Annotated in this window: 22 protein-coding genes; 7 read left to right on the top strand and 15 right to left on the bottom strand. The window is 58.2% G+C overall.

The features are described 5' to 3' along the window. Window positions 1-51: 51 nt before the first annotated feature. Together FS665_RS10210 and FS665_RS10205 are read right to left on the bottom strand one after the other, a co-directional pair. A complete protein-coding gene (locus FS665_RS10210) occupies window positions 52-1,029 on the bottom strand; it encodes a phospholipase D-like domain-containing protein (RefSeq protein WP_140174210.1) in 978 nt (325 codons plus the stop codon). Window positions 1,030-1,496: 467 nt separating this feature from the next. Beyond that, on the bottom strand, window positions 1,497-2,741 hold the full coding sequence (locus FS665_RS10205) for a helix-turn-helix transcriptional regulator (RefSeq protein WP_145187269.1): 1,245 nt from the start codon (window positions 2,739-2,741) through the stop codon (window positions 1,497-1,499). A gap of 422 nt (window positions 2,742-3,163) precedes the next feature. On the opposite strand from FS665_RS10205, the gene FS665_RS10200 reads away from it, so the two are divergent. Together FS665_RS10200 and FS665_RS10195 are read left to right on the top strand one after the other, a co-directional pair. Then, entirely contained in the window at window positions 3,164-3,529 is a 366-nt protein-coding gene (locus FS665_RS10200) for a histone-like nucleoid-structuring protein, MvaT/MvaU family (protein ID WP_140174212.1), read from the top strand. Window positions 3,530-4,079: 550 nt separating this feature from the next. Continuing rightward, a complete protein-coding gene (locus FS665_RS10195) occupies window positions 4,080-6,227 on the top strand; it encodes an AAA family ATPase (RefSeq protein ID WP_140174213.1) in 2,148 nt (715 codons plus the stop codon). Between the two features lie 201 nt (window positions 6,228-6,428). Here FS665_RS10195 and FS665_RS10190 read toward each other — a convergent pair whose 3' ends face one another. Together FS665_RS10190 and FS665_RS10185 are read right to left on the bottom strand one after the other, a co-directional pair. Next, window positions 6,429-7,322: a viroplasmin family protein gene (locus FS665_RS10190; RefSeq protein WP_145187266.1), complete on the bottom strand. Its 894-nt coding sequence runs from the start codon at window positions 7,320-7,322 to the stop codon at window positions 6,429-6,431. A 23-nt stretch (window positions 7,323-7,345) separates the two neighbouring features. After that, window positions 7,346-7,735 (bottom strand): hypothetical protein, encoded by a 390-nt coding sequence (locus tag FS665_RS10185; RefSeq protein WP_178108322.1) that lies wholly within the window; start codon window positions 7,733-7,735, stop codon window positions 7,346-7,348. Between the two features lie 612 nt (window positions 7,736-8,347). Here FS665_RS10185 and arfB point away from each other — a divergent pair. Next, window positions 8,348-8,761: an alternative ribosome rescue aminoacyl-tRNA hydrolase ArfB gene (gene arfB, locus FS665_RS10180; protein ID WP_145187261.1), complete on the top strand. Its 414-nt coding sequence runs from the start codon at window positions 8,348-8,350 to the stop codon at window positions 8,759-8,761. Window positions 8,762-8,910: 149 nt separating this feature from the next. Continuing rightward, complete coding sequence (locus tag FS665_RS10175) at window positions 8,911-9,198, top strand: hypothetical protein (RefSeq protein WP_145187258.1); 288 nt, start codon at window positions 8,911-8,913, stop codon at window positions 9,196-9,198. A 34-nt stretch (window positions 9,199-9,232) separates the two neighbouring features. Here the strand turns inward: FS665_RS10175 and FS665_RS10170 are convergent, their stop codons facing one another. Both FS665_RS10170 and FS665_RS10165 read right to left on the bottom strand, forming a co-directional pair. Beyond that, on the bottom strand, window positions 9,233-9,424 hold the full coding sequence (locus FS665_RS10170) for a hypothetical protein (RefSeq protein WP_145187255.1): 192 nt from the start codon (window positions 9,422-9,424) through the stop codon (window positions 9,233-9,235). Between the two features lie 145 nt (window positions 9,425-9,569). Next, entirely contained in the window at window positions 9,570-10,361 is a 792-nt protein-coding gene (locus FS665_RS10165; protein WP_145187252.1) for an OBAP family protein, read from the bottom strand. A 234-nt stretch (window positions 10,362-10,595) separates the two neighbouring features. On the opposite strand from FS665_RS10165, the gene FS665_RS10160 reads away from it, so the two are divergent. Beyond that, window positions 10,596-10,922, top strand: a complete 327-nt coding sequence (locus tag FS665_RS10160) for a hypothetical protein (protein WP_145187249.1) — start codon at window positions 10,596-10,598, stop codon at window positions 10,920-10,922. On the opposite strand, the gene FS665_RS10155 is transcribed toward FS665_RS10160, so the two are convergent. Beyond that, complete coding sequence (locus tag FS665_RS10155) at window positions 10,916-11,155, bottom strand: hypothetical protein (protein ID WP_145187246.1); 240 nt, start codon at window positions 11,153-11,155, stop codon at window positions 10,916-10,918. The two genes, FS665_RS10160 and FS665_RS10155, sit on opposite strands and share 7 nt — an antisense overlap. A 153-nt stretch (window positions 11,156-11,308) precedes the next feature. Here FS665_RS10155 and FS665_RS10150 point away from each other — a divergent pair, with 153 nt between their 5' ends. Continuing rightward, entirely contained in the window at window positions 11,309-11,731 is a 423-nt protein-coding gene (locus FS665_RS10150) for a hypothetical protein (protein ID WP_145187243.1), read from the top strand. Here FS665_RS10150 and FS665_RS10145 read toward each other — a convergent pair. The 6 genes from FS665_RS10145 to FS665_RS10120 all read right to left on the bottom strand — a co-directional run bounded on the left by FS665_RS10145 (window position 11,728) and on the right by FS665_RS10120 (window position 17,960). After that, the gene (locus tag FS665_RS10145) at window positions 11,728-12,945 is read right to left on the bottom strand and encodes an amidohydrolase family protein (protein ID WP_145187240.1); all 1,218 of its coding nucleotides are present in this window, start codon (window positions 12,943-12,945) and stop codon (window positions 11,728-11,730) included. The two genes, FS665_RS10150 and FS665_RS10145, sit on opposite strands and share 4 nt — an antisense overlap. Before the next feature lie 132 nt (window positions 12,946-13,077). After that, window positions 13,078-13,263, bottom strand: coding sequence for a hypothetical protein (locus FS665_RS10140; RefSeq protein WP_145187237.1), 186 nt, complete (start codon window positions 13,261-13,263; stop codon window positions 13,078-13,080). Window positions 13,264-13,622: 359 nt separating this feature from the next. Next, entirely contained in the window at window positions 13,623-14,807 is a 1,185-nt protein-coding gene (locus tag FS665_RS10135) for an MFS transporter (RefSeq protein WP_145187234.1), read from the bottom strand. A 4-nt stretch (window positions 14,808-14,811) separates the two neighbouring features. Then, on the bottom strand, window positions 14,812-15,615 hold the full coding sequence (dkgB, locus tag FS665_RS10130; RefSeq protein ID WP_145187231.1) for a 2,5-didehydrogluconate reductase DkgB: 804 nt from the start codon (window positions 15,613-15,615) through the stop codon (window positions 14,812-14,814). Between the two features lie 214 nt (window positions 15,616-15,829). Continuing rightward, window positions 15,830-16,324 (bottom strand): DUF934 domain-containing protein, encoded by a 495-nt coding sequence (locus FS665_RS10125; protein WP_145187228.1) that lies wholly within the window; start codon window positions 16,322-16,324, stop codon window positions 15,830-15,832. Next, window positions 16,308-17,960 carry a nitrite/sulfite reductase gene (locus FS665_RS10120; RefSeq protein WP_145187224.1) on the bottom strand — a complete coding sequence of 551 codons (1,653 nt, stop codon included), beginning with the start codon at window positions 17,958-17,960 and terminating at the stop codon, window positions 16,308-16,310. The genes FS665_RS10125 and FS665_RS10120 overlap by 17 nt, the downstream gene beginning before the upstream one ends. A 213-nt stretch (window positions 17,961-18,173) precedes the next feature. Between FS665_RS10120 and FS665_RS10115 the strand changes: the two genes are divergently transcribed. Next, window positions 18,174-19,250 carry an ABC transporter substrate-binding protein gene (locus tag FS665_RS10115; RefSeq protein WP_145187221.1) on the top strand — a complete coding sequence of 359 codons (1,077 nt, stop codon included), beginning with the start codon at window positions 18,174-18,176 and terminating at the stop codon, window positions 19,248-19,250. A 270-nt stretch (window positions 19,251-19,520) separates the two neighbouring features. Here FS665_RS10115 and FS665_RS10110 read toward each other — a convergent pair whose 3' ends face one another. Both FS665_RS10110 and metH read right to left on the bottom strand, forming a co-directional pair. Continuing rightward, a complete protein-coding gene (locus FS665_RS10110; RefSeq protein WP_145187217.1) occupies window positions 19,521-19,739 on the bottom strand; it encodes a DUF2970 domain-containing protein in 219 nt (72 codons plus the stop codon). Between the two features lie 76 nt (window positions 19,740-19,815). Continuing rightward, on the bottom strand, window positions 19,816-23,523 hold the full coding sequence (metH, locus tag FS665_RS10105; protein WP_145187214.1) for a methionine synthase: 3,708 nt from the start codon (window positions 23,521-23,523) through the stop codon (window positions 19,816-19,818). Between the last annotated feature and the right edge of the window lie 145 nt (window positions 23,524-23,668).

Below are 23,668 nucleotides of genomic sequence, written 5' to 3'. Positions count from 1 at the left end.
AGGCGCTAAGATAGGAGGCTAAGCTTAGTGGCATTTGGTGCATATTGAAATTTAGTCGTAATAATTGGAGTTGAGTGTGCTTTCAATTATCTCGTCCACGCCATCAGACTCGCCATCATAAAATTCGTCAGGAATGATTTTGCGACTGTACATGTTGCGCCATAGTATCCTAATGCCATGTTCCGGCGGCTCTTGATACTTTAAATGCTCTGGTTCATTCATGATGCTGACTATGCCGACCGCATCAATCTGGAGTTCGTGCCTGTCCGAAAAATATTTTGAAACTCTTGTCATTCTGCTTCTCTCTCCATCGAAAGACTGCAACATGGCGTCTTTGGTGTGGGGAAAGTTATGGTCGTCTTCGTTCTCTGAAAACAGGGTGTCATTCAAGTAAATTTCTTCAGACTCAGAAATCAGCTTTGCATGTCCATATACTCTGCAAAGCTTCCATACGGTAACTGTCGACTCGTTATTGTATCCGCGCGATGCCCCTAGGATTCCCAAGTGATAAGCCGTGGACTTACAAGGATGCCGACTACCTTCCTCTTTGCTTCCGCATACGATGTTCTCGGCTATCGAGTAAAAATCGTAATGCCACTTTAAATCTTCGAACTCATGCTTGTATTCCTTGATGACATCAAAATGATTATAGAGAATCAGGATGTTTTCGAAGTGTGTTGCAGCGTTGCGCGACCAGTTAAAACTGCCGGTTAGTAATGTGGTGTCATCAATGATGCAGAATTTATTGTGCATTATAGAGTTTTTACGGCGGGTATTGACAGGGTAAAGCGTTATTCCTGGAATGCCCTGTAATCTAGAAGCGCCGCTGTTTTTGGGGTCGTTGTTGAAGATGATTTCTACAGTGGCGCCTTTTTCGGCCAGCCTCTTAAAAATCGGCGCGTACCGATCCCAGGAAATCCAGGCAACACACACCTTCAGGGATTCCCTGCATTTTTGCAGGCATTGAGTGAGGTAGTAATCGATGTTGTCGAAATGTACTTCTTCTTTTTTGGAGGGTGGCCTGAGCATCTATCCCTAATCCTTGCTGTTAAGTTGGTGTATACTAAAATTTCGTTAGACTTTCTGCTAATTGATCTGATGGCATCGATTTGGTCGGTAATGAGCCAGATATTAGAAGTCTAATTAGGCTGCCAATGGTACATCCTCCTTGGTCGGGATGCCATGTATCGCTTGGCTAACGTGGATTTATAGCGCTTGAGCAACCTTGCAGATCCATCTTGGGTAGATTGGTACATTGCTATTAACGAAAATACTCTTGTTCATTTTGATATTGCTTCACTAAGCAGTGGGGGAATAGCCCGTGGGTTCTGTGCTGGTTATATTGCTGAAAAAAGAATGCCCGCCGAGGCGGGCAACGACTAGCACGTCGGCACAGGTAAGCGCTGTCCTAGCCTCTGTGAAACCTGACTGGCCATTCTCCAGTTCTAGACGTCATGGCCAACCTTTCCCGGATCCCACGTGCCTCAGGTACTGGCTTAGTGCTCAACGGCGGTGGACGCCACCTTCTCGACTACGTAACGTCTGAAATACTCTTGAGCGGTTGTGAACCACTCCCCGTACCAATCTTCATAGTTCTCAGCTACCGAATGCCTGTGACGATAGTCAAGGAAGTCGTCAAACCAATGCATATATGCATTATTGGTCTTTTTGAGGAAAGGTGCTGGATGAGTGTCACCTGAGAGGATATCGGCAAAGCTCTCGGGGCTGATCACCCGGCCATGGATGCGTCGTTTGTAGTCGTCATCAAGCTGCTTGAGCATGTCGTAGATCTCTGGGATGTTGAAATGACCATCAGCCCATCCAGAAAAGTTGAGATCGAATGCGATGCAGTAGATTTTCCAATTTTTGGCGTGCAGATGCGCGAGCATCACCAACTGCTGGGTCTTGCTATTGACGAGCATGTGCACCGATTTGGGGTTCGCATCATTCAGCTGCTTTAGCTCTGCCCAGTGGTAGGTTGAGATGCTCTCGATCGGGAACATGCTTCCCTTGGCATGTATCAGCCATTCTGCGGAAACCCCTGTTGCTTCGCAAACCTTGGTGATCTCTGACTGGCTCATGTCGAGCGTCTCGGATTCCAGCTGGCCCAGTCGCTTTTCACTGTCGTAGTCGATCAGATCAATGAACTCGCTTGGGGACAGCCCTAGGCGAGCTCTCACGGTACCGACTCGCTTCCCGCAGTCGTAGAGCCGCTCCTTGGGTGGGGCGGATGAGGGCACTGGCAGCGGAGGCGATTCAAGGGCTAGCTTTTTTCTCATTTCGGACAGTTCCCGAGCGCACAGGGCATCAGTGAGTTCCGGGCTTTGGTTCGCGAGCTGAGCCAGACCATCCAGAGCGTACACGGTTGTTGACCATCCGTATTTTTCGCATGCTCCGCGATAGATCTCTTCGTCAGTACTGCCGGGCATTGATAGACAGATGACCACATGGTCTATCCGATCTCGGATCGCGCAGTCCTCTCGTCTGAGCTTTTCAATGTCGCTCAACACCTTGGCTTGGAGCCCAGAGATCTGGCCAGAGCACAGCACAGCGATGTAACGACCATTGGACTGCTTGTAGGCATGCAGGTCGGCAGGCCCCTGGGTGACTCGGCCCAGGTGATTCAGTGTATCGGTCAAGAGCTCGTAATCGCTGGAGACCGTCGGCAGCAGTTGTCTCACGAATTTTTCGAGCTCTGCACCGTGTAGCAGCCCGATCTTTGATTTCAGTAGCTCGATCAAATTATGTCCTAGCAAACGATAAAGGTATGTCTCAGTCGAGAAGGGTCGCTATTGAACCTTCCGACCTTGGTTTCCAGTGGGAAAGGAGTTGGAAGTTACGTCGCAAAATTTTCGCGCCAAGTAGCGATGATGTGGCAGAAATCTACCTTGTGGAAGAGGCTCGCCATAGGTTGGCGTGACACTTGATGGTGTTCAGGCATAGCCCGGTGCTGCGACACCTCGTGAGATCTACCGAAAGGCCTTCGTCGGTGTTGGCCGCGCGGGTGATCAAGATAGGGTATGCACAACCAGAGTTCAGTGGGGCACACGAGCGCTGTTTGTACGGATCAGTGCTGATGACGCGATTAATCTTGATTGAATTCGGGGGCATTGTGTTTAATGCTTTAAATTAAACTTACTTATCACGTATTGAGGAGGTATCAATGTCGCGTCTTCTAGAGTTTCGTGCCCTTGAACAGAAGCTGGCCGCGCAGCTTGCAGAGCTGGAGGCTCTGAAGGGCAGCTCGGAGCTGCAGAAGGAAATCGAATTTGAGACCAAACTCCGCGCTCTACTGGGCGAGTATGGATACAGCCTCCGGGACGTCATCAACCTCCTGGATCCTCAGTCAGATCGCCGCGCAGCTGTTCCTGCGGCTACTGAAAAAGCGCCGCGCCGAGCGCGCCAGGTCAAGCGCTACAAGCATCCAGAAAGTGGCGAGATCATTGAGACCAAAGGTGGCAACCACAAGCAGTTGAAAGAGTGGAAGGCTCAGTATGGAAGCGATGTAGTTGAGTCCTGGCTCTCCTGAGTCTCGGAAATTCGCTTCATGAGAAAAACGGCCATTGAGGCCGTTTTTTGCTTTTGTTTTCCTGCCACGAAAGCCGGAATCACGTTAACGAGAACTTTTATCGGCTAAAGTTTTTCTGGAATTGGGCTGGGTGACGGTCACCCACGATCTAGATCTGATCAAGCCCAGCGGCAACCGATGACATATCGTCCTCGCCCAAACTGATAGTGGCGGAGCCGATGTTCTCTTCGAGGCGGTGGAGTCTGGTCGTATTTGGGATGGAAACGATCCAGGGTTTTGTGCCATGAGCCAAGCCAAGCCAATGCGATCTGCGCTCGCATCACTCCTGTGGAACAGCGATTTGAAGGGAAATCTGTTGAGAACCATGCGCCTGGCTGGCACAAGCCGAGACGTCGGCAAATTGTGGGTTGAACAGGGCACGGTTGGCGTGTCGTCGTGGCGAAGGTTGGCCCGGGGAAACGCCTAAACAGGCCTCGAAAGCAGTCTTTCCTCTTGGGCTCGACGGTAATAGGATACCGAGTAGTGGCCTTCAGCAGCTAAGGACAGCATCGTGATCAAGACTTTGATATTGCGCGGCGTTTCGAGCTACTCCCCCGAGCAAAACTCCCAGATCGGCCCCCTCACCAAAGTGAACATGTTCTATGGGCACAACGGGACGGGTAAGACCACGATCGGCAACTATCTTCAAGATCCTTCTGACCTGCTCTACCACCAGTGCAAGACCCAGCCTGTCTCGGCAGAACGTGAAGTGATGGTCTACAACCACACCTTCATGGAGACCAATTTTCACGCAAGCTCACAGCCCGGCATCTTCACGCTCAATGAAGGAAATATTGAGGCCGAGAAAAAGCTGCTCGCGGCTGAAGAAGCACTCAAAAAGCTACTGATTGAACATCAGGCCGAGGTGGCAGCGGGCAATGGGTTCGGGGAATCCCAGAAATCCAATAAAGCGGGTTTGCTCGATCAACTATGGGCCCTCAAACGACCTTTCGATACCGGGCCTCTGCGGTACTGCTTCGCCTCTCTCAACACTAAGGAACGGCTTGGGGAAAAGCTACGCACCCTGTCTCTTGCGCCGTCGCCGGATGATTTCGCAGCGTTGGCGGCGGAGGCGGAACAGCTGCAATCAGCCAGTGATGCTGAGTTGCCGGCGATACCAACTATCAGGTTCGCCGAAGCGGACGTTGAAGTCAGCTCATTGCTGTCGGAGGCCATTGCCGGCTCCGGCGACTCCTATCTTTCGGCATTGATCACCAACCTTGGAAACTCCGATTGGGTTAAGCAAGGGTTGCAGTACCCCCAGCGAGAGGAGTGCCCGTTTTGTCAGCAAACCCTGCCATCTGGATTTTACGAAGAAATCCAGAAGGTGTTCGACAAAACGTATGAACAGCGCATTACCCAATTGAAAGCCCTGAAAACGCGGTACGAAGGCGGCGTCACTCGCTTGAGAACCCAGCTCAAGCGTCCCGAATACCACGCGTCTGAGTATCAGCTGCTGATTACGAAACTCGATACTCTGCTTTCTCTAAATACGCAAAAGCTGGATGCCAAAGTGGCCAGTCCTTCAATGGTTGTGGCACTGGATCCTACCGGGTTGATCATTGATGATCTCTCCGACTTGATTGCGGAAGATCAAAGGAAAATAGATGCTTTCAATCTTAAGGTAAAAGACAAGAAAAACCATTTGGAAAAAATCAAGTCACGCTTCTGGATCTGCTTCAGAGCCAGTTGCGATGCTGCCATCGCATCGGCCAGGAAGGTGCACGAGGAGCTTGGGGTCAAGAAGGACGCGAAACGTAAGCTGGCGGATGAGATCCGTCTCAAATCACAAGCTCACCAAGACATCATCGCCGAGAGTAAAGCCAAGATCACGAATATTGATCAATCCATTGACAGCATTAACTCCTCGCTTACCGCATTGGGCCTGAACGGCTTTGTGGTAGTCAGGGAGGAGGGGGAGTTGCCGCGCTACCGTCTTCAGCGGCCTGATCAGCAGGCTGGGGTATTCAAGACGCTCAGCGAGGGAGAGAAGACTCTGATCTCATTCCTGTACTTCCTTGAAGTCTGTAATGGCGAGCTAGACGAAAAAGGTGGCAAGCTTAAAAGTGAGCGGATCATTGTCATTGATGATCCAATCTCAAGCCTCTCTCATAACTATATTTACGACATCGCTACGATGATCCATCGGCGAGTGCTGAGTCCAAAGGAACGCTTCAAACAAGTATTTATCCTGACGCACAATTTATTCTTCTTTCATGAAATGCTTAAACACCTCAAGAAGTCCGATGAATACTCGTTGTTCCGTATCACCAAAGCAGCGCACAGCATGATTACACCGATGAAGGCCAGTGATGTACAGAATGACTATCAGTCATTCTGGCAGGCTATCAAGGATGCTCAGGCGGGCCGCACTTCTTCTAGCGTAATTCCGAATATGATGCGAAACATCTTGGAGTATTACTTTACCTTCGTTCATCGGCAGGATGAACTCCAGGCAGCGCTACTGGCGCTATCTGATGAGGATACTGAATTCAAAGCCCTCTATCGATATATCAATCGAGAGTCTCATTCCGACGCAGTGAACTTGACGGATTTTGGTGAGATTGTGCCATCGCATTACGTGGATCGATTCAGGCAGGTTTTTGTTAGGACTGGCTTTGAAGAGCACTATGAGAAGATGATGGGAGAGTATGCTTGAGTCGGCTGATTAGTGTGAATTACGTTCTTAATAGTGAAGACGGCAGTCTTGGTAGTAGTGAGCAGGTTGATTTCGTAGCTTTCTATGTTGAAAATAACCACGGAAGGTGGGAGTAAGGGTTGTGTATAGTTTTCTAGTAACGTCTCGTGAGGGAGCATGGGGAAGCGGCTAGAGGTGCACTCCTACTGCTTAGCAGGGAAGTTAGGGGAGGCGGTCAATCGCGGCGCCATAGTCAAAGTTCACGGTTGACCCGGACACGAGGACTGCTTCGAGCTGATGCTTGGATGCGTCCTTGATGATGCGAAATTCACTCACTTCCCCTGCCTGGCGGGTGAGTTTCCAGATCAACTTGAGCTTCTCGGTGGCTATGCGCAGCTGTATAGCACCTTGGGAAGATTTCGCAAGAAAGGCATTGAGCTTGCTCTTCAGCTCAAACCTGGAGTCGTATTGGTAAGGGCCGAGGGTAAAGGGGCCGTCCCCGATGATTCGATCAAACTGGATTTTGGGCTTCATGTGTAATGCCTGGATTTCGCGGTGCTCCCTCCAGCGGTTCCAAACCGTGATACCCCTGGAGGTACAGTGCTCGATCCAGCGTGACTCTGCCTCCAACGAGTCCTCTTCAGAATCGCAGGTTTCCACAACTTTAAATATTGGGGTCATTCCCGCATCGAGTATCTGGGCGATCTTGGCTGCTGCACGCTTGCAGTCGTGGTTGGCTTTCCCGAGATGGCCTTGCTGCCGACTTTCGAAGTCGCCCGTCTGGCCCACGTAAAAAGGCTCCTCTGTCACGGGATCAATGATTAGATAAGCAACATATTTCTTGGCACCAACGCCTTCAAGTGCCGTCTGCTTACGGACGGAGGTCGTCTGCGGCTTGGACGTTTGCGTGCTGAAGTGAAGAACTGGTGAGTGATTCGAGCTAGGCGTGAGGGTGTTCTGGCGGTACCACTCCTCAGCGAGCGCAAGCGTTGCGAACGACTGGTGCTTCGCCTCTGGAAACCGATCAATAGACGGGCGAGCCCCATCTTCCCAGCTGTTGAAAATCCCGAGTTTCCGACCGCGAACGACAGCGTAGAATTTGGGTTTCTTTGCCATCCTGTGCAACCTTCCTGACTTACCTAATTCGCTTGTTGAAGCGAGCAATCGTGAGCAAGCAATAGCTCGCCAGGTTCGCCAATGGTGCACTCTACCTTGATGGCATCGCCCTCTGAAAGCGAGGACAACATCGCGGCTTTCGAAGGGTTGAAGAATCCTTGCAAGTGGATCAGCGGCTCTGGCTTGGTGGTCAAGCGTAAATACGCCTGGTCGCGGTTAATGTAGATGGCTTCCACTGTGCCGCGCGTAGCCACTCGGTTGCCGGCGTAGAGCTCGGCGGCCCGTGACTGGTTACTGTCATAGGCAGACAGGAGCCAGTAGATCGGGACATAGCGAGCTGTCGTCTCGGATGCGTGCAATTCATCGTACAGGATCGCCGCAAAACAGGTCAGACCGAGCGCGACGACAACCATTCGGTAGCGTGAGCTCCAACTCTTAGCGTTCCTGGACTGACGGGCCATCGCTTATCTCGCGGGGGTGAGGCTTTGAAGGGTAGCATCATTCGTTGAACGAGAGATCAGCGTGGGGGCATTGCTAGTTACGAGTGAGGGGCGACCTCGGACAGCCCTCAGGTGCTTTGGTTACGGTCAACGCAAAAGACCTCGGCGGTGCACCGGTGCGGCCATCGGTATGACCTATCCGCCGCTGTTCGCGAGCTCCTATGCAGCAGGTCGACGGGGAGGGCGCGTTAGTCTCGGGGCAGATCCCTCTCATAAGCTGTAACCACTTAAGGTGCAACTAGTTGCATCTTTTGGGTGGAAAATGAAAAAAGCTTGAGAGGCCCGTTTTCATTGGGTTAGACTTGAAATCAAGGTGAGCAGTGACGGATTCCTACCACCGGTATACGGGGGGACTCCTTAGAGAAGGGTTCGAATCTCTACGCTTCCGCCATATTCTGAAACCCCCGAGAACCCACGTTCCGGGGGTTTCGTCGTTATGGACCGTCGGTCACCGCAGATCCTCCGGTGCACTAGGGAACAGTCGCAAAGCCTGTGATAATGGCGCTTACTCACCAAGGCCACGTCATGCTCACTGTCTCCAACACCGTACACCTGCCCGACAGCGAAATCGAACTCACCTACATCCGTGCGCAAGGTGCGGGCGGGCAGAACGTCAACAAGGTGTCCAGCGCGGTGCACCTGCGCTTCGATATCCGCGCTTCGTCATTGCCAGAATTCTACAAGGAGCGGTTGCTGGCACTGCGTGACCATCGCATCACCAGCGACGGTGTGCTGATCATCAAGGCCCAGCAATACCGTACCCAGGAACAGAACCGCAACGATGCGCTTGCGCGTCTTGCCGAGCTGATCCGCGCAGCTGGCAAGACCGAAAAGAAACGCCGCCCGACCAAGCCCACGCTGGGCTCGAAGACGCGTCGTCTGGACGGCAAGGCGCGGCGCAGTACGGTCAAGGCGGGTCGGGGCAAGGTGGATTTCTAACGCCGCTGTCGACGCCGCGTGCGCCGCTTACCAGGAACTCATATCCCGTCACAATCCAACGCCATAATCCGCCAGCCGGTGATTGCGTTGCCGCTTCGCTGCGCTATCGTGAAGGCACCCATATAAGACTAAAGTCGTAGGAGGTCGGCATGCGGATTCGCGGTGACATTTTCTGGCAATGGGCAGACCCCACGCTACACCACAGGACTCATGACGAAACCCTGGATAACGGCACGACCATGGACATTCAGGTACGCCTGTCGCGCACGGGGCACACGCAGATGTTCATTGGGGTGTATGCCGGCACCGGCATGGCCTTGCATGAGGAGGCCTTCGACAATCGGCCGGGCGAGTCGATGACCCGTGCGCTCGCGTGGGGAGTGGGGCGGGCAAGGTGCCTGGCAACGCAGCCGCAACAGGATCGTCGCTCGGCCTGACCGTGGTCTGGCAGGCCGAGGGAGGTGCAAGCCGTTAGCCGACGTTCATCAGGGGTAGCCGCTGTTTGATGTCGGCCATCAGGCGCTGACCAGCCGCTTCGAGCAAGTCACCGTACAGGGCGATGGCGCTACAGGTGCGGCAGGTCAGGATCGACTTTCGGTGCAGGCGCGTTGGCTTGACCAGCTCCTGCCCTTCGCATTTAAGGCATCTCAGGGTGACGCTCACGGCTACCTCTCCATGGACTACCAGCAGGATCCTTCCCGCACCGTGTTCGACATGAACGCACGGTGCGGTACATGGAGTGCCTAGATGGCCTAAACGTTCACTGCGAAGAGCAACAATTGCTAAATTTTGTCGCTGGCCGTGGAACTTATCGGGTTGAGCGGCTGTTACTGGCCTCCGGAGTCGACTTGGCAGGTTGGTGCAGATGCCCGCCTGTTGGATCAGTCAACTGAATCACCTGGCCGTGCTGCCAGCCATTGGCGGCTGGGTCCGCCCGGGGGATCGGGATGTCGGCGCGAGCGGATTTGTTTTTCGCCGCGTCGATCTGCAAACGCCGATTGCGTTGCTCGACCATCTTTGGATCGGCTTGGCCATCGGCGGTAAAGCCCATCATCAACTGGGGTACTCCAATGGGCAGGGCCTTGTCCTGGTCGGTATGCCAGGTGTGCCAGGTCTTGCCGTAGGTGTGCGCCAGTCGTTTCATCAGTGCATGTTCGGCCACCTGTGGAATGCCCGGGGCGACCAACTGCCCCGATGACACTTCGTAGCCGTGGCTGTGCCACATGGCTTTTTCCTTGGCCGGTAGAGCGGCGAACAGTTTCTGGTCGATGATGTACTCGACGCCCATGAGCTTTGCTTGCTCGGTATTGCCATCGAAGATGACGCACTGGATCACGTCTTCGTTGAGGATCGAGCAGTAGTGGTGTGCCTCCATTTGGATCTCGGGGTGCCCGTTGTAGAAGTGAAAACCGTCCAGGTAGGCATTGATGGCGTCGATGGGTGGCTTGGACTGCAGCGCCGCAGCCCCTGCATCCAGCAATCGGGTAGTGGCGGTTTCAGCTCTGCCGGGGGTCTGAACGGGCGACTCAGTCGTTTTCGCGGAGCAGGCCCAGAGCAAGCTGCAGGCCAGTGGGAGGGTGAGGGCGGGTACGTATCGCATGGCAATGGCTCTGAATGTTGTTCCGTAGGGACAACACAGGCCGGTCAAGCAGGCAGTTCAACGGACGAATGGGCCGCGTGTATAAATCGCAGGCAAAAGAAAGCCCGCTGCTAGACGGGCAAGGCTCTATCACACGTAGGGATGACTTAAGGCTGCCAGAGCTTGCGTGAAAAAAAAGTGAACACCATGTCGATATTTTCTTCGTAAACAGATCAGGTTGATGGAGGTGGGTCCGTGTATCCGAAAACCCCAGACGGTCGCTACTTTTTGGTCAAAGGGCAGCTTTGGCGTTGCACCGATCCGTCACTGGGCGAGGCAGAGCGAGAACGGCTGGTACACGACCTGATGGACGCACGCCGCGCGGTCAAACAGGCCAAGCGCGCTGCTGATGCGGCGCAATTGGCCGCGGCACGCGCGCGCGTCGATGCTGCCAAGGTGGCGCTCGGCGAACGTGGACCTGTCTGGTGGCAGGACGGTGCCCCTGATTACAACCGACGGCGCGCTGCCAATACGCCCTACGCGCAGTGGTATGCGGATCTGCAGGGCACTGGAGGTCAATAATCCAGTCGTAGAAACGGGAAGAGTTCGTCAGGTGTTCGGCACCGCTCAGTGAGCTCCGAGCGCGCAGCTTCTGCCAGTGACCGGGTGGAATAGCTAGGCTTCAAGCGGAGTTTTTCAAGGTTGTCGTAGATATCGAACCCTGCCGTGACTGCTGCAGCGTAGCTGCGAGCAATTGGCTTGAAGCAGTCCTTTTCGATCGGTACAGCCGGAACGATGACAAATCGTGTTTGCATGATTCACGCCTCCCCAGACATGGACCTAAGTATTAGTCCTAGGCGTGGATGCATCAACATGACTCATCGAGACGATTCACTGGCGCGCCGTGTCATCCGGCGCCACGGCTCTGGTAAAGTTGGCGAGACTGTCCGTAGGCCAAGGATGCGCGCTTGAACACTCGACACACGCTGCTCAGCATATTGATTTTCCCACTGGCGCCAATTGCCGTGATCATCTTCACCCATGTGCTGTGTTACCCGGTGTGGTATGCGAGTTTTTACGTGCCGGGAGAAGATGGCGGAGAAGCTGAACCGGCGATGGCGCTCATCAGCGTGCCGCTGTTGCTGATCGTCATTTCGCTGCTGCTGGGCTTTCTTACCGTGCTTGCGCGCTGGCTGCCGCGCTGGTTGACCGCCCTGCTGCGGGTGCCGTTGGCCGGCGTCGCGTTACTGCTGTCGCTGATATCGACACTCTTTTTCATGGGCCAGCCCTTGGCGGTGCTCAACCACTGGCAAGTGGCGTTGGCTTGGCTGGCCTGGTCGAGCAGTGCGCTGGCGTTTGTCTGGCAGCAGTGGCAGCGTATTCGAGGCTAACGTTGCCGAGCAGCAACGAGCGGCGCTGCGTCGAACGGTAGCTGCTCAGGGCGGCCCCAGACCGCTCCGTGGCGCACCACCCAACGTTCGTGCAGCGCGCCAGCCACTGCGGCGGCGGCGTTCGGCGCTCTGAACAGCACGAAGCTGGCCTCGCTGCCAACCTTGAGCCCGTAATCCTGTTTGCCCATGACCTGCGCCGCTGCCACGGTCGCCATCTCCAAGGCCACCCGCAGTGCTGCATCGGTGTTGAAGCCAGAGCGGTAGCTCACCAGCATCGCCCGTTGCAGCATGTCGCCGTTGCCGAACGGCCACCAGGCGTCCTGAATGTTGTCGTTGCCGGTAAACACCTGTACGCCGCTGGCGCGCAGGCGCAGCACCGGTGGGAAGGCGCGATCGCCGGGGGCATTGGTCATGATCGAGATACCTGCATCGGCGAGCGAGACAGCGGCCTGATCTAGCGCAGCGTCGGGCACATCGCCCAGACCATAGGCGTGACTGACCGCCACCAGCCCCTGCATGCCCAGGGCCGTAGTCCGGTCGGCGATGCGCCGAAGCTGAGCAAGGCACAGCTCGCCGGGTTCGTGCAGGTGGATGTCCACTTTCACGCCATGGCGCTCGGCGATACCGAACACCACATCGAGCTGGCCTTCGGCGTCGCCGTCGAGCATCGTCGGGTCGATCCCGCCAATCACTTGCACGCCTTCGCGTACGGCGGCTTCCAGCACCTCGGCCGTGCCAGGACAGGTCATCACGCCGGCCTGGGGAAAGGCCACCAACTCAATGTCGAGCAGGTCTTTGAACGTTTCCCGTGCCTGCAAGATGGCGCGCAGGTTGTGCAAGCCCGTAGTCGCGTCGACATCGACGTGGCAGCGCATTGCCACCGTGCCGAACGCGGCGGCCTGGCGCATCAGGGCCTCAGCCCGTTCGGCGATCGGTGCAGCGCTGGCGAGCTCGCGCTTTTCCACGGCCAGGCGCTCGCGCAGGCTGGCAACAGGCTGATGCGGATGCCAACGGTCGCCCACGAAACTCTTGTCCAGGTGGATATGACCGTCGACGAAGCCGGGCAGGGCCAGCAGCCCCGCTAGGTCGACAACTTCGGCGGCCGGGTATCCGGCGCGCTGTGGGCCGAGATGGGTAATTCGGCCGTGGCTCACGGCAATGTTCAGTGGGTGGCCATCTGCATCGATGGCGTTGATGAACTCACGGTCGTTCATGGCTGCTCCCAAGCGTTGGTTACGCGCTACGGTAGGGAGTTGCCGGCGTTGTCACCAATTAATTATCAGGATCGATGGCAGTGGCATTTCCGATAGCGCTTCTGGGCCAAGTCATCAGAAGCGCTGCAGGCGCTATTGCAGGGTCGGAGGCTTGGCACCGTCTGGCAGCGCGCCCACCACCGCTTCAATCCGCGCGATCTCGCGGCTTAATCGATCCGCCTCAGTGTGTTCTCCGGCAGCGTTCAACCGGTCCCGTTCCTGGCGCAGATTGAGCAGACGTTTGCGCAGCGCCAGCCCGGATTCGTTGTATTGGTCCATGATGCTCTCGTGCCGTTGGCATCCATGCCGTTGTAGGAAAAATGGACCGTATCAGGCATCAAATCCTACGGAAACTGAGGTTTCATACAGGAAGATCCCTTGGCCGAGATTCGGCCTACATCTATACGGGAAACGCCCTACAAATCCGGCAGCGAGCTATTTCATTTCGTAAGCAGGCCAGGGTCATGAATGGCCCGCGATACTTGAGGTTGCGGTTCTCAACGGGTTGCGCAGGGCGGCGCGGGGCAGCCGCGGCTGTTTAGCCATGGCTGACACGTTATGTATCAATTGAATCCGTTCTTCGCCTCCCTGCGTCGCCTGACAACCCATGTCGGCCAGGCTTACATGCGCCTGCAGTGTCAGGCCCTGTCTGGCTGCGGCCGGGCCATTTGTCGACGAGCCCCTAGCCACACCAGCAGCAACGCCGCCGCGGCAAGTACGCCGCCCGCCATGGGCACGGCGGCGTAACCCAGATCCAGGCTGATGACGGCGCCGCCCAGGGCAGCGCCAACCGCGTTGCCCAGATTGAACGCCCCGACATTGATCGAGGATGCCAGCCCAGGGGCATCGGCGGCGGCGGTCATGACGCGCATCTGCAGAGGAGGCACCACGGCAAAGGTGAACACGCCCCAGACCAGCAGCGCGACGGCGGCGCCTAGATGACTGCCCAATACCAGCGGCATCGCCAGCATGATGACAGCCAGAGCTGCGAGGCAGATCCGCGCTGCGCCATCGAGCGACCAGTCGGCCAGGCGCCCACCCAGGCTGTTGCCCAGGGTGAAGCCGACCCCGATCAACACCAGGCCCAAGGTGACGAAACGCTCCGACGCTGCGGCCAGCTCGGCCAACACCGGCGCCACGTACGTATACAGGGTGAACATGGCGCCCGCGCCCAGCACCGTGGTGGCCATCGCCAACAACACGTCGGACCTGGCGATCACCGCCAACTCCTTGCGTACGTGTGGCACGCTGCCGCGTTCGCCCCTGGGCAGGGCGTACCACAGCGCCAGCATCGCCAACAGGCCCAGCATCGCCGTGCCGGCAAATGCCATGCGCCAGCCGATTTGCTGGCCCAACCAGGTGGCTGCTGGCACGCCGCCGATGTTGGCGATGGTCAAACCCATGAACATGGTCGCTACCGCGCTGGCCTGTTTATCCTTGGGCACGACACTGGCGGCGACCACTGCGCCAAGGCCGAAGAACGCGCCGTGATTGAGGCTGGTGACCAAGCGCGCAGCGAGCAGCGAGTAGTAGTCCGGTGACAGCGCCGAGAGCAGGTTGCCCAGGGTAAAGATCGCCATCAACGCCATCAGCGCCGCGCGTTTGCCGAAACGGCTGAACAACAGCGTCATGATCGGTGCGCCGACCATCACGCCAATGGCGTAGGCGGTGATCAGCAAGCCGGCACTGGGAATGCTCACACCCACGCCATCGGCAATCACCGGCAACAGGCCCATGGGGGTGAACTCGGTGGTGCCGATGCCGAAGGCGCCGATGGCCAGTGCGATCAGCACGCGCCTGGGGTTCAGGATCTGCTGGGTCATGATGTCAATCCCAAACAGGCGCCAAGTTGGCGGGGCTCACTTCACGCCCGTTGCGTTCCAGCGTGGCGATTCGCGCCATGTCCTCGGCATCCAAGCGTAAGCCTTGGGCGAGCAGGTTGCTGGCCAGGTTCTCGCGCTTGGTCGAGGAGGGGATGACGGCATAGCCCAGTTGCAACGCCCAGGCCAGGGCGACTTGCGCGACGGTGGCTTTGTGCTTGGCGGCAATCTCGGCGAGCAGCGGGTCCTTCAGTACCTTGCCATAGGCCAGGGTCATGTACGAGGTCACGGTGATGCCGTGATCCTCAAGAAACGCGCTCAGCTTGGCATTTTGCAGGTACGGGCTCAGCTCGATCTGGTTGGTGGCGATCTCACCTTCACCCACCACGGCAATCGCCTGGCGGGTCAATTCGATATTGAAGTTCGACACGCCGATCTGGCGCGTCAGGCCCTGTCGCTTGGCTTCGGCCAGCGCCTGCATGTATTCGCTCAGCTCGACACCGTTGCCAGGTGCCGGCCAGTGGATCAGCAGCAGGTCGACATGCTCGGTGCGCAATTTATCCAGGCTTTCGCGCAGGCTGGGGATCAGCTTGTCAGCTGCATAATTGTCCACCCAGATCTTGGTGGTGATGAACAGCTCATCACGCGGCACCTGGCTTTCGGCGATGGCCTGGCCGACGTCGGCTTCGTTCTTGTAGATCTGCGCCGTGTCGATGGCGCGATAACCCAGCTCCAGGGCAGCCTTGACCGAGTCGATGACAGTTTGCCCGGTGAGGCGGAAAGTGCCGAGGCCAAAGGATGGAATGCTCATGAGGGTGCTCCCGTTGAATGAATGAAGAAACGCGCCGGGCGTGGCCCAGCGGCCGCTTGATCTTCGAGTGGGAGTCAGTGTGAGGGTTTCGGCGGATTTGATTAATCCGGCGCGGCGCCAAAGTCATTTGACCGCAAAGCAACAATGACGGTGAGTGAGTGCACCTAAACGCAACGGCCCGCCAAAGGGCGGGCCGTGGGAGCGCAGCTGAAGATCAGCGGCGGCGGAACAGCGGCAGCGGTTCGTCGGTGGCGGCCTGGTAGGTAACCGAGAAGTCTTGCAGGCCCAGCAGGGCATCTTCCGGATCCTTGTCGGCACGCACGGCGAAAGCGTCGAAGCCGCAACGGGCCATGTAGAACAGCTGGTCACGCAGTACGTCGCCGATGGCGCGCAACTCGCCCTTGAAGCCGTAGCGGTCACGCAACAGGCGGGCGTTGGAGTAGCTGCGGCCGTCAGTGAACGCCGGGAAGTTCAGGGCGATGACCTGAAAGTGCTGCACGTCGTCACCGATTTCCTCGGCTTGCTCATCGCTGTCCAGCCATACGCCCAGACCGCCGTCACGCGCTTTGAGCACATGAGCATGGTCACGCCACATTTGCAGCGGAACGATGTAGTCGTCGCAGTTGGTCAGCTCGTCGAACGAGGTTTCCTTGGGCAGCAGGTGCCAGGTTTCGTCGACGATCTGGTTGTGCTTAATGATTCGCTGCATAGACGCGTTCCTTGAAGGGGTCGATGCCAATACGCTGGTAGGTGTCGATGAAGCGCTCTTCCTCGGTACGTCGCTCGACGTACACGGCGATCAGCTTCTCGATCACATCGGCCATGTCATCCTGGGCGAACGACGGCCCGAGGATCTTGCCCAGGCTGGCGTCGCGTGCGGCGTTGCCACCGAGCGAAACCTGGTAGAACTCCTCACCCTTCTTGTCCACCCCAAGAATGCCAATATGGCCGACGTGGTGGTGACCGCAGGCGTTCATGCAGCCCGAGATGTTCAGGTCGATCTCACCGATGTCGAACAGGTAGTCCAGGTCATCGAACCGGCGCTGGATGGATTCGGCGATCGGGATCGACTTGGCGTTGGCCAGCGAGCAGTAGTCGCCGCCCGGGCAGCAGATGATATCGGTCAGCAAACCAATGTTCGGGGTGGCGAAGCCGCCTTCGCGCAGCTCCATCCACAGGGCGTGCAGTTGGCGCTGCTCGACATCGGCAAGGATGATGTTCTGTTCGTGGGAGGTGCGCAGGTAGCCGAAGCTGTAGCGCTCGGCGAGGTCGGCCACGGCATCGAGTTGCTTGTCGGTGAGGTCGCCAGGCGCCACGCCGGTCGGCTTGAGCGAAAGGGTCACGGCCACATAGCCAGGGCGCTTGTGGGCGCGGGTGTTACGCGAGCGCCAGCGGGCGAAGCCTGGGAATTCGGCGTCCTGGGCGCTGTAGTCGACGTTTTCCAGGGCCAGGTACTGCGGGTCGACGAAGTGACGCGAGACGCGCTCGACCTCGGCTTCGGTCAGGGTGGTCGCGCCGCCGCGCAGGTGGACCATCTCGGCCTCGACCTTCTCGGCGAACACTTCAGGCGTCAACGCCTTGACCAGGATCTTGATCCGCGCCTTGTACTTGTTGTCACGACGACCGTAACGGTTGTACACGCGCAGAATGGCGTCCAGGTAGCTGATCAGGTCCTGCCAGGGCAGGAACTCGTTGATGAACGAACCGACCACTGGCGTGCGGCCCAGGCCACCGCCGACCAATACGCGGAAGCCCAGCTCGCCTGCAGCGTTGCGCACCGGCTCCAGGCCGATGTCGTGCACTTCGATGGCTGCGCGGTCTTCTTTCGAGCCGTTGATGGCGATTTTGAACTTGCGCGGCAGGTAGGCGAATTCAGGGTGGAATGTGGTCCACTGGCGGACAATTTCACACCACGGGCGCGGATCGACGATTTCATCTGCGGCCACGCCGGCGAACTGGTCGGTGGTGGTGTTGCGCAGGCAGTTGCCGCTAGTTTGGATCGCGTGCATCTGCACGGTGGCCAGCTCAGCAAGGATGTCGGGGATATCTTCCAGGGCCGGCCAGTTGAACTGCACGTTCTGGCGGGTGGAAATGTGGGCATAGCCCTTGTCGTAGTCGCGGGCGATCTTGGCCAGGGTGCGGACCTGGCGCGCGTTCAGCTGGCCGTAGGGCACGGCAACCCGCAGCATCGGCGCGAAACGCTGGATGTAAAGGCCATTCTGCAAGCGCAGAGGGCGGAATTCTTCTTCGCTCAGCTCACCGGCCAGGTAGCGGCGGGTCTGATCACGGAACTGCTTGACGCGGTCCTCGATGATCCGCTGATCGTACTCGTCGTATACGTACATAAAAGTCCTGTCTCAGGCTGCATGCAGCTATTCGCGCGCACGGCCGCGCACTCCGGTTCGGAGCCGGGGAACGATAGCAGGTTGGGTTTATGCGCTAAAGTGATGTTTTTGCATATGAAAAGAACCAAACGAACTAAGTGAGATTGACTGGCATTTGTTACCCCATGTTTGCAGGGGTTTATACTCAGCGCTTTGTCGCAAGGGTGTTTTCGCATGCTCAAGGCGCTGTGCCAAAGCTTGTGCCTGAGTCTGCCGTTGGCACTCAGCGCCCAGGCCGCCTCGGTGGTGTTCCTCAATCCTGGACAGTCCGACGAAATCTTCTGGACCAGCTATTCGCGCTTCATGCACGCTGCTGCCGACGAGTTGGGCATGACCCTGCGCGTGGAGTACAGCCAGCGTGATCCGCTGCTGGCGATGAGCCAAGCCCGGGCGCTGCTCAACGGGCCGCAGCCGCCGGACTACCTGGTGCTGGTCAATGAGCAGTACGTCGCGCCGCAGATCATGCGCCTGGCCCAGGGCACGGGGGTGAAGCTGTTCCTGGTAAACAATGGCCTGACCCCCAGCCAGGCCGGCAGCATCCAGGCCCAGCCCGGCACCTATGGGCAGCTGCTCGGCACCTTGACCGCCAATGACCAGCAGGCTGGCTTGCGCATGCTCAAGGAAATGATTGCGTTGCTGCCACGTGATAACGAGCCGATCGACCTGGTGGCATTCTCCGGCGTCAAGACCACGCCGGCCTCGCAATTGCGCGAAGAGGGCATGCGCCGGGCGCTGGCCGATCACCCGCAAGTGCGCCTGCGCCAGGTGGTGTATGGCGGCTGGAGTCGCGAACGAGCTTATGAGCAGGCGCAGCAGCTGCTGCAGCGCTACCCCGACATCCGTCTGGTGTGGGCGGCGAACGATCAGATGGCGTTCGGGGCCATGCAGGCGTTCGAAGAAGCAGGGCGCCGGCCAGGTCGCGATGTGGTATTCAGTGCCATCAACAGTTCAGCCGAGGCCCTGCGCGCGCGTATCGATGGTCGCCTGGGGGTGTTGATGGGCGGACACACCACCCTGGGCGGTTGGGCCATGGTGCTGTTGCACGACGATGCCAACGGTATCGAAATCAATCGCGACGGTAAGCGCGAGCACGTCATGCCGGTGCTGCAGTCGATCGATCAGGCCACCGCACGGCGCTGGCTGGCTTTGCTGGAACGCGAAGACTATGGCGTCGATTTCCGGCGCTACAGTGCCCAGGGACGCCCGGCCGACTACCAGTATCCGTTTCTCACGTCACCCGTCGACTATTGAAAGACCTTGCTTGAGAGAAGGGCATTGCTGGTCTTAACTACGGGTTGTGAAGTGCATTCCCATAACCACTACAAGAGGCAATGCAATGGGAAACTCAACCAAGGTCCGCAAAGCTGACAGCAGCGTCGATGCCTGGGCGATCCTGTGCCTGATCGTCCTGGTGGTGGTTACGGCAGTGTATTGGGTCAGCCATCAGTGACCTGAGCCGAACCCTGCAGCAATCCATGCGCCTACCCTTGCGGTGGGCGTTTTCGTTTGCCAGGCAATTTGTCAGCGCGCCGTCAGGTGCAGGGCCAGCTGCGCCAAGCCGATCAACACGGCAATGAACACCAAGGTGAACAGCGTGCCCATGGCGATGAAGTGGCTGGCCTTGCCATGACCGAAGTCCCGGGCGCGGTTCTTGCCGCTCTGCACGCCCAGGGCGGCAGCCAGTACGCTGTGCAGCATCTGCCAGAAGGTCGGCGGTTTGCCTTGGTCGGGGTCGTCCATGGTCGCTCCTGAGCACTTGCAGGTGGTCAGGAGCAGTATAGGCAATTCACGCCCTGGCTGAGCAGGCCTCAGCCATTCAGCTGTCGTAGCCCAGATTCGGCGCCAACCAGCGCTCGCTGACGCTGATGTCCTGACCTTTGCGGGCGCTGTAGCGTTCGATCTGGTCCTTGTCGACCTTGCCCACGGCAAAATACTGCGCTTGTGGATGAGCGAAATACCAACCGCTGACCGCTGCAGCCGGGAACATGGCGAAGTGTTCGGTCAGGAACACGCCGCTCGGGCCCGTCTGGCCAATACCCGTGCCGTCGAGCAGGCGGAACAGGGTTTCTTTTTCGGTGTGATCCGGGCACGCCGGATAGCCTGGGGCAGGGCGGATACCGCTGTACTGCTCCTTGATCAGCGCCTCGTTGTCCAACTGCTCGTCGCGGGCGTAGCCCCAATACTCTTTGCGCACTTGCTCGTGCAGCCACTCGGCGCACGCCTCGGCCAGACGATCGGCCAGCGCCTTGACCATGATCGAGCTGTAGTCGTCGCCTTTGTCTTGATAGGCCTTGGCCACTTCCTCGGCGCCGATACCGGCGGTGGTGATGAAGCCACCGACATAGTCGGTGACGCCGCTGGCCTTCGGCGCCACGAAATCGGCCAGGGACAGGTTCGGCTTGCCATCAGGCTTGATGGTCTGCTGGCGCAGGTGATGCAGGGTGGCCAGCGCTTGGCCATCCTGGGCGTAGACTTCGATGTCGTCATCGGCGACTTGGTTGGCCGGCCAGAAGCCGAACACCGCGCGGGCGCTGATCAGCTTTTCATCGATCAGTTTGTCGAGCATTTCACGGGCATCCTGATACAGCGCGGTGGCGGCTTCGCCCACTACCTCGTCGGTCAGGATGCGTGGGAACTTGCCTGCCAGGTCCCAGGAGATGAAAAACGGTGTCCAGTCGATGTACTCGGCCAATTTACGCAGGTCGATGTCGTCCAGCACCTTGACGCCAGTAAAGGAGGGCACGGCCGGCTGGTAGCTGGCCCAGTCGTACTGCGGCTTGCTCGCCACGGCCTGGGCGTAGCTCAGGCGCTCGGTGCGCGCGCTGCGGTTGGCGGTACGCTCGCGCACCTCGACATAGTCCTGGCGAGTTTTCTCGACGAAGCCTGGCTTGAGCTCCTTGGACAGCAACTGGGTCGCCACGCCCACCGCGCGGGAGGCATCGGTCACGTAGATGACTGCATCGTTGCTGTATTTAGGCTCGATCTTGACTGCGGTGTGCGCCTTGGACGTCGTCGCGCCGCCGATCATCAGCGGCAGGTGGAAATCCTGACGCTGCATTTCGCGGGCGACATGCACCATCTCGTCGAGCGACGGCGTGATCAAGCCAGACAAGCCGATGATGTCGCAGTTCTGCTCGCGGGCGGTTTGCAGAATCTTTTCGGCCGGCACCATTACGCCCAGATCGACGATGTCGTAACCGTTACAGCCCAGCACCACGCCGACGATGTTCTTGCCGATGTCGTGCACGTCGCCCTTGACCGTCGCCATCAGGATCTTGCCCTTGGCTTCGGGTTTGTCGCCTTTCTCGGCCTCGATGAACGGAATCAGATGGGCTACCGCCTGCTTCATCACCCGCGCCGACTTGACCACCTGCGGCAGGAACATCTTGCCGGCGCCGAACAGATCGCCCACCACGTTCATGCCATTCATCAACGGGCCTTCGATGACTTCGATCGGGCGTGCGCATTGCTGGCGGCAGGCCTCGGTGTCTTCGACGATAAATGCGGTGATACCTTTGACCAGTGCGTGCTCCAGGCGCTTCTCGACAGGCAGCGAGCGCCATTCTTCGTTTTCAACTTCCTTGGTGGCGCCACCGCCTTTGTAGTCGTCAGCGATCGCCAGCAAGGCGTCGGTGCCGTGAGGGGTGCGGTTGAGCACCACGTCCTCGACCTTTTCGCGCAGCGCCGCCGGGATCTCGTCATAGATCTCCAGTTGGCCGGCGTTGACGATGCCCATGGTCAGGCCATTCTGGATCGCGTGGTAGAGGAACACCGAGTGGATGGCTTCGCGCACCGGGTTGTTGCCCCGGAACGAGAACGACACGTTGGACACGCCCCCGGAGGTCAAGGCGTGGGGCAGGTGGTCACGAATGTAGGCGCAGGCCTCGATGAAGTCGACGGCATAATTGTTGTGCTCTTCGATGCCAGTGGCCACGGCGAAGATGTTCGGGTCGAAGATGATGTCTTCAGGGGGGAATCCTACCTCGTTGACCAGAATGTCGTAGCTGCGCTGGCAGATTTCCCTCTTGCGCGCGGCGGTGTCGGCCTGGCCGACCTCGTCGAACGCCATGACCACCACCGCTGCGCCGTAGCGCTTGCACAGGCGGGCATGGTGCTTGAACTGCTCGACGCCTTCCTTCATGGAGATCGAGTTGACGATGCCCTTGCCCTGGATGCACTTGAGCCCCGCTTCGATGACCTCCCACTTCGACGAGTCGATCATGATCGGCACGCGGGAAATATCCGGTTCACCGGCAATCAGGTTGAGGAAGCGCACCATGGCCGCCTGGGAATCGAGCATCCCTTCGTCCATGTTGATGTCGATCACCTGGGCGCCGGCCTCGACCTGCTGCAGCGCCACTTCCAGGGCTTCGGTGTAGTTTTCTTCGCGGATCAGCCGGGCAAACTTGGCGGAACCTGTGATGTTGGTGCGCTCGCCGACGTTGACGAACAGCGACTGGCGATCGATGGTGAACGGCTCGAGGCCCGACAGGCGGCAGGCCTTGGCGATCTGCGGAATCGGTCGCGGCGGGTATTTGGCCACCGCTTCGGCAATGGCCTGGATGTGCCCGGGGGTGGTGCCACAGCAACCACCGATGATGTTCAGAAAGCCGCTGGCGGCGAACTCCTCGACCACAGCGGCCATTTCGGCCGGGGTTTCGTCATATTCGCCGAAGGCATTCGGCAAGCCGGCGTTCGGGTGCGCCGAGACATGGGTGTCGGCCTTGGTCGCCAACTCCTCAAGGTACGGGCGCAGGTCCTTGGCGCCGAGCGCACAGTTCAAGCCCACCGAAATCGGGTTGGCATGACGCACCGAGTTCCAGAATGCCTCGGTGGTCTGGCCCGACAGGGTGCGCCCGGAGGCGTCGGTGATGGTGCCGGAGATCATGATCGGCAGCTCGATACCCTCGTCCTCGAACACCTGCTGCACGGCAAAGATCGCCGCCTTGGCATTGAGGGTGTCGAAGATGGTCTCGATCAGCAGCAGGTCGGCGCCGCCTTCGATCAGGCCGCGGGTCGCTTCGATGTAGTTCTCCACCAGCTCGTCGAAGGTGACGTTGCGATAGCCTGGGTCGTTGACGTCGGGGGAGATCGAGCAGGTGCGGCTGGTCGGGCCGAGCACCCCGGCAACGAAGCGCGGCTTGTCCGGCGTTTCCAGCGTTTTCGCATCGGCCACCTGGCGGGCGATGCGTGCGCCCTCGACATTCAGCTCGTAGACCAGCGATTCCATGCCGTAGTCGGCCTGGGATATCTGCGTGGCGTTGAAGGTGTTGGTCTCGAGGATGTCGGCACCGGCGTCGAGGTAGGCTTTCTCGATCGCCGCGATCACGTCCGGACGGCTTAGCAGCAGCAGGTCGTTGTTGCCTTTCACATCGCTTGGCCAATCGGCGAAGCGCGTGCCACGATAGTCGTGTTCCTCCAGGCGATAGCTTTGGATCATAGTGCCCATGCCGCCGTCGAGGATCAGTATGCGCTCATTGAGTGCGTGCTGGAGTGCTTGGAGACGAGCGCTGCGGTCGGACATAGGAACTACCTGGTCGGGCGAATATCAGAAGGTGCCGAATCATAACAAAGCTGCGCGGTTTTTAGGTGCACTGGCCATATGCATGAATTCTGTTCATGTTGGCTGGGCGTCGATAGCCAGGGCTCGCTAACACGACGGCATATCG

Source organism: Pseudomonas sp. URMO17WK12:I11, assembly GCF_007677725.1.
Taxonomy (GTDB): Bacteria; Pseudomonadota; Gammaproteobacteria; order Pseudomonadales; family Pseudomonadaceae; genus Aquipseudomonas.
This window is presented reverse-complemented; position numbering and strand designations above follow the sequence as displayed.

What these genes read in the sequence shown, in the direction of transcription:
- FS665_RS10210 (WP_140174210.1), bottom strand. Translation starts at nt 1,029, where the DNA reads ATGCTCAGGCCACCCTCCAAAAAAGAAGAAGTACATTTCGACAACATC.
- FS665_RS10200 (WP_140174212.1), top strand. Translation starts at nt 3,164, where the DNA reads ATGTCGCGTCTTCTAGAGTTTCGTGCCCTTGAACAGAAGCTGGCCGCG.
- FS665_RS10190 (WP_145187266.1), bottom strand. Translation starts at nt 7,322, where the DNA reads ATGGCAAAGAAACCCAAATTCTACGCTGTCGTTCGCGGTCGGAAACTC.
- FS665_RS10185 (WP_178108322.1), bottom strand. Translation starts at nt 7,735, where the DNA reads ATGGTTGTCGTCGCGCTCGGTCTGACCTGTTTTGCGGCGATCCTGTAC.
- arfB (WP_145187261.1), top strand. Translation starts at nt 8,348, where the DNA reads ATGCTCACTGTCTCCAACACCGTACACCTGCCCGACAGCGAAATCGAA.
- FS665_RS10175 (WP_145187258.1), top strand. Translation starts at nt 8,911, where the DNA reads ATGCGGATTCGCGGTGACATTTTCTGGCAATGGGCAGACCCCACGCTA.
- FS665_RS10165 (WP_145187252.1), bottom strand. Translation starts at nt 10,361, where the DNA reads ATGCGATACGTACCCGCCCTCACCCTCCCACTGGCCTGCAGCTTGCTC.
- FS665_RS10155 (WP_145187246.1), bottom strand. Translation starts at nt 11,155, where the DNA reads ATGCAAACACGATTTGTCATCGTTCCGGCTGTACCGATCGAAAAGGAC.
- FS665_RS10145 (WP_145187240.1), bottom strand. Translation starts at nt 12,945, where the DNA reads ATGAACGACCGTGAGTTCATCAACGCCATCGATGCAGATGGCCACCCA.
- FS665_RS10140 (WP_145187237.1), bottom strand. Translation starts at nt 13,263, where the DNA reads ATGGACCAATACAACGAATCCGGGCTGGCGCTGCGCAAACGTCTGCTC.
- FS665_RS10135 (WP_145187234.1), bottom strand. Translation starts at nt 14,807, where the DNA reads ATGACCCAGCAGATCCTGAACCCCAGGCGCGTGCTGATCGCACTGGCC.
- dkgB (WP_145187231.1), bottom strand. Translation starts at nt 15,615, where the DNA reads ATGAGCATTCCATCCTTTGGCCTCGGCACTTTCCGCCTCACCGGGCAA.
- FS665_RS10125 (WP_145187228.1), bottom strand. Translation starts at nt 16,324, where the DNA reads ATGCAGCGAATCATTAAGCACAACCAGATCGTCGACGAAACCTGGCAC.
- FS665_RS10120 (WP_145187224.1), bottom strand. Translation starts at nt 17,960, where the DNA reads ATGTACGTATACGACGAGTACGATCAGCGGATCATCGAGGACCGCGTC.
- FS665_RS10115 (WP_145187221.1), top strand. Translation starts at nt 18,174, where the DNA reads ATGCTCAAGGCGCTGTGCCAAAGCTTGTGCCTGAGTCTGCCGTTGGCA.
- FS665_RS10110 (WP_145187217.1), bottom strand. Translation starts at nt 19,739, where the DNA reads ATGGACGACCCCGACCAAGGCAAACCGCCGACCTTCTGGCAGATGCTG.
- metH (WP_145187214.1), bottom strand. Translation starts at nt 23,523, where the DNA reads ATGTCCGACCGCAGCGCTCGTCTCCAAGCACTCCAGCACGCACTCAAT.